Below are 237 nucleotides of genomic sequence, written 5' to 3' on the forward strand. Positions count from 1 at the left end.
GGGCGTGGTGGCCGTGAATGCCACGCCCAACCCGCGCTCGCAACTGAACGACGACGCGCAGAAGATGGCCCGCCTGATCGAACTTGGCCAGGAAGAAGCGCAACTGACCTCGCGCCCCGTGGCGTGGGAAGGCGATGCGCAGGGCTGGCGCTTCTATGAATCGACGCCCAACGGCTGGCGTCTGCTCACGCGTGATGTACTGGCGCCGGGCCACTGGCGCCAAGGCATGGACAGCGT

Annotated in this window: 1 protein-coding gene; it reads left to right on the plus strand. The window is 67.1% G+C overall.

What is annotated here, in order from left to right:
- Nucleotides 1–237: hypothetical protein (locus ACVA58_RS28685; protein WP_446513623.1), on the plus strand; the 237-nt coding region annotated here is incomplete at both ends.

This window comes from Photobacterium sp. DNB22_13_2, from assembly GCF_052873915.1.